A 3,217-nucleotide genomic window follows, 5' to 3' on the forward strand; every position below is an offset into this window, starting at 1 on the left:
GCCCTGGGCCGGGCCCGGCGCTCCGGCTCGTTCGCTCGGGCTGGGCGGCTCGGGCCCGGGCCTGCGGTGCGCCATGTCCGGAACCCGGGTTCCGGAACCCGGGTTCCGGAAGCCGGGGCTCGGAGTCTCGGTGTCAGGGGTCGGCGCCCGGCCCCCACGACTCGGCGTCCGCGCCCCGGCTCGGGCCGGGAGCCCCAGCCCCGGAGCGCGCCCCCGGTCCACGGGCCCGGGGCAGGAGTCTCGGTGTCAGGGGTCGGCGCCAGGTGCGACGGCCCGGAGCCCAGGAGCCCAAGGCCCGTACCTCATGGGCGGGCGCGGGCCCGGTGCACCGTGCGCGGTGCACGGGGTCGGGGGCGTCGGCCAGGGGCGGCGGCCCGGCCAGGGATCCCTCGATGGGGGCAGGTCAGGCGTCCTTGACGGGTTCGGCCAGTTCGCCCCTGAGGCGCTGGGCGCGCAGGACCAGTTCCAGTTCGAAGCGGCGGTCCGGGTCGTCGACCTCGTCGCCCCACAACTCCCTTATCTGGCGCAGCCGGTAGCGCACGGTCTGGGGATGCACGCCGAGTCTGGCGGCCACCTCGGGTGCCCCGCCCCTGGTCTCCAGCCAGGCCAGCAGCGTTTCGGCGAGGCGCCGGCCGTGGGAGGGCCCGCAGTGGGAGAGCGGGGCCAGTGCGCGGCGGGCCAGGTCCTCGATGAGTTCCTCCGGGGGCAGCAGCACCAGCGCCTCGGTGTACTCGGTGCAGTGCAGCACCTCGCCGCAGGGCAGGAGTCCCCGTTCCATGAGGTCCACGGCCGCGCTGGCCCAGCGCAGCGACTTGGCGGCCTGGGCGAGCGGCACGGGCGGGCCGATCGCGCCGGACCATCCGGTCATCGCGCGCCGCAGCAGTTCGGAGCGGCCCGCGGCGTCCGGGTCGGGCACGACCATGCGGGGCTGTTCGCTCTCCATGTCGAGGAGTACGCCTTCGCCGACGGCCGGGGCCATGGCCTCCCTCCCCGGGCGCAGCAGCACCCCGACGGCGACCTGTTCCGGCAGCGGCCAGCCGACGCGAGCCGCGCGTTCCGCGAGGGCCGCGTGGGTCTCGGCGGGGTCGCCCCGGTGGTCGCTGAGCAGCAGTTCCATGAGCCGACGCTGGAGGCGCAGGCGTTCGCCCGCCTGCCGTGCGGCCGCCTCGGCGTAGCCGCGTACCGAGAGGTCCACGAGCCCGTCCAGGTACTCGAATCCGGCCTCGGCGAGCTCGTACATGGCGGGGGCGGGGATGTCGCACTGCTGGCCGATCTCCGCGAGCCGGCGCCAGGCCAGCCGCACACCGAGGCGGTAGATGGCCTGGAGCGAGTCGAGGGTGCGGCCGTGCACGCCCTCGCCGCGGCCGAACTCCTGGAACTCCTCCGGGAGCGTGGGCGGGCTTCCCGCGCCGGAGGCCAGGTGCACCAGAAAGACCTCCAGGGCCCGCCGGATGCCGACGAGTGCCATCGGCTCGCCGGAGTCGTCGAGGACGAGCGGCAGTCCGGGATACTCGCGGCGGATCTCCCGCAGGATGTCCTGGGCCAGTTCGGGTACTTCCTCGGTGGCCAGCGCGGCGAACCGCCGCACACGCAGCTTGGGCACCTCACGCCAGGCGGAGCGTTCGGCCGGCATGCTCATCCTCCCGCGGCCGGGGCGTCTTCGGAGGTGCCGGAGACCGGGGGCGGCGCGGTGCCGAAGTTCACGAGCGGCACATTGGGCTGCTCCGGTGTGGCGTCGAGCATCGCGACGATGCCGAGGGCGGCGCCCACGGCGAGCGCGGCGGCGGCCGCGGCGGTCAGTGCGGCGGCGAGCAGTCTGTGCATGGTCGGCGGGCCTCTCTGGTCGTCAGATCGCCCCACCCGGGGTCGGCGGAACCCTCTTGGATACCGTCGGCCCCTCGCCGGCCCCGTCCGGCTTGCCCAGTCTCTGTGGGCATTGACAGTCAGTCAAGACTGCGCCTACGGTTCCCGGCCCATACGCGCACAGCCCGCGTCAGCACGCGTCAGCGCGTACGGCACGCAGACAGCACGCGAAGCAGCACGCAAGCGGATACGCACATACGCACACGCACCGGTGCGCGGAATCCCCCGTACCGACTCTCCCCGCAGGAGTGCCCCGATGCGCCGCACCTCCCGCCCGTCGCCCGACCACCACCCCTCATCGAGGCCCTTCCGGCCACCCCTGCCGAGGCTGTCCCTGATCGTCCTCGGCATCGGCGTGTTCCTGCTGGTCCTGGCGCCCATGCTGGCCTGGTACGTGGAGCCGCGCGCCAAGCGCACGCCGGTGGACATCAACACGACGACCGTCTTCACCGGCACCGGCAGCTACTTCGACACCGGGGAGGTGGAAACCGTCGGCAACAAGGAGATCACCATCACCCGGCGCGTGCTGGGCGACGTCGCGGCGAGCGAGCGCAGCGGCCGCGCGGTGTGGGACGTCTCCACCACGATCGACACCGCGGAATCGGTACGGACCGAGGACCCGCGGGACGCCCTGCAATGGACCACGGAGCGCTGGGTGACCGACCGGCGCACCAACCTTCCCGTCCACTGCTGCAAGGAGAACCCGACGTTCTCCGGGGAGGCTTACCTGAAGTTCCCCTTCGACGTGGAGCGGCGCACCTACCGCTGGTGGGACAACACTCTCGGCGCGACGGTGCCGCTCCGCTTCTCGGGCGTGAAGAAGATCCAGGGCTACGAGGGCTACGCCTTCACCGGCACCGTGAAGCCCGCGAGGACAGGCACCAGGCAGGTCCCGGGCAGCCTCCTCGGGCTCGACCAGGACCAGGTGCTGGCGGAGGAGTGGTACGCCAACTCCGGCATCGAACTGGTCGCCGACAAGCGCACGGGGCGGATCATCTACGCGAAGATCGGCCCGAAGAAGACGCTGCGCGCGCCCGGTTCGGGCAAGGACCGGGTGGTGCTGCTGGAGAGCGGCGGCATCGCCTTCACGGAGAAGACGCAGAAGGAGCAGGTCAAACTGGCCTCCGCGGACAGCGACAAGCTGGCGGCGGTGGGCGGCACGCTGCCGGTCGGCAGCGCCGTGCTGGGCTTCCTGCTGACGGTCACCGGAGCCGTCCTCGTCGTCCGCGGCCGCCCCGCGCCGCCGACACCGACGCCTACACCCCGATGCTCGCCGTCGCGGATCCCGCCGACGCGGAGGCCTGCGTGGCGCTCGCCACGGGCGAGAAGGGCTGCACCGAGTGACCCGCACGGC

General features: G+C 73.3%; 3 protein-coding genes. 1 reads left to right on the forward strand and 2 read right to left on the reverse strand.

The window, feature by feature from the left end; genetic code table 11:
* Positions 1 to 403: 403 nt before the first annotated feature.
* The gene (locus GUY61_RS36575; RefSeq protein WP_166634607.1) at positions 404 to 1,633 is read right to left on the reverse strand and encodes a CdaR family transcriptional regulator; all 1,230 of its coding nucleotides are present in this window, start codon (positions 1,631 to 1,633) and stop codon (positions 404 to 406) included.
* A 2-nt stretch (positions 1,634 to 1,635) separates the two neighbouring features.
* The gene (locus GUY61_RS36580; RefSeq protein ID WP_166634608.1) at positions 1,636 to 1,824 is read right to left on the reverse strand and encodes a hypothetical protein; all 189 of its coding nucleotides are present in this window, start codon (positions 1,822 to 1,824) and stop codon (positions 1,636 to 1,638) included.
* A gap of 295 nt (positions 1,825 to 2,119) precedes the next feature.
* On the opposite strand from GUY61_RS36580, the gene GUY61_RS36585 reads away from it, so the two are divergent.
* Positions 2,120 to 3,217, forward strand: a 1,098-nt coding sequence (locus GUY61_RS36585) for a DUF3068 domain-containing protein (protein WP_166634609.1), incomplete at its 3' end; no start/stop codon positions are given.

It is taken from the genome of Streptomyces sp. GC420 (assembly GCF_009916105.1).
Classification (GTDB): Bacteria; Actinomycetota; Actinomycetes; order Streptomycetales; family Streptomycetaceae; genus Streptomyces.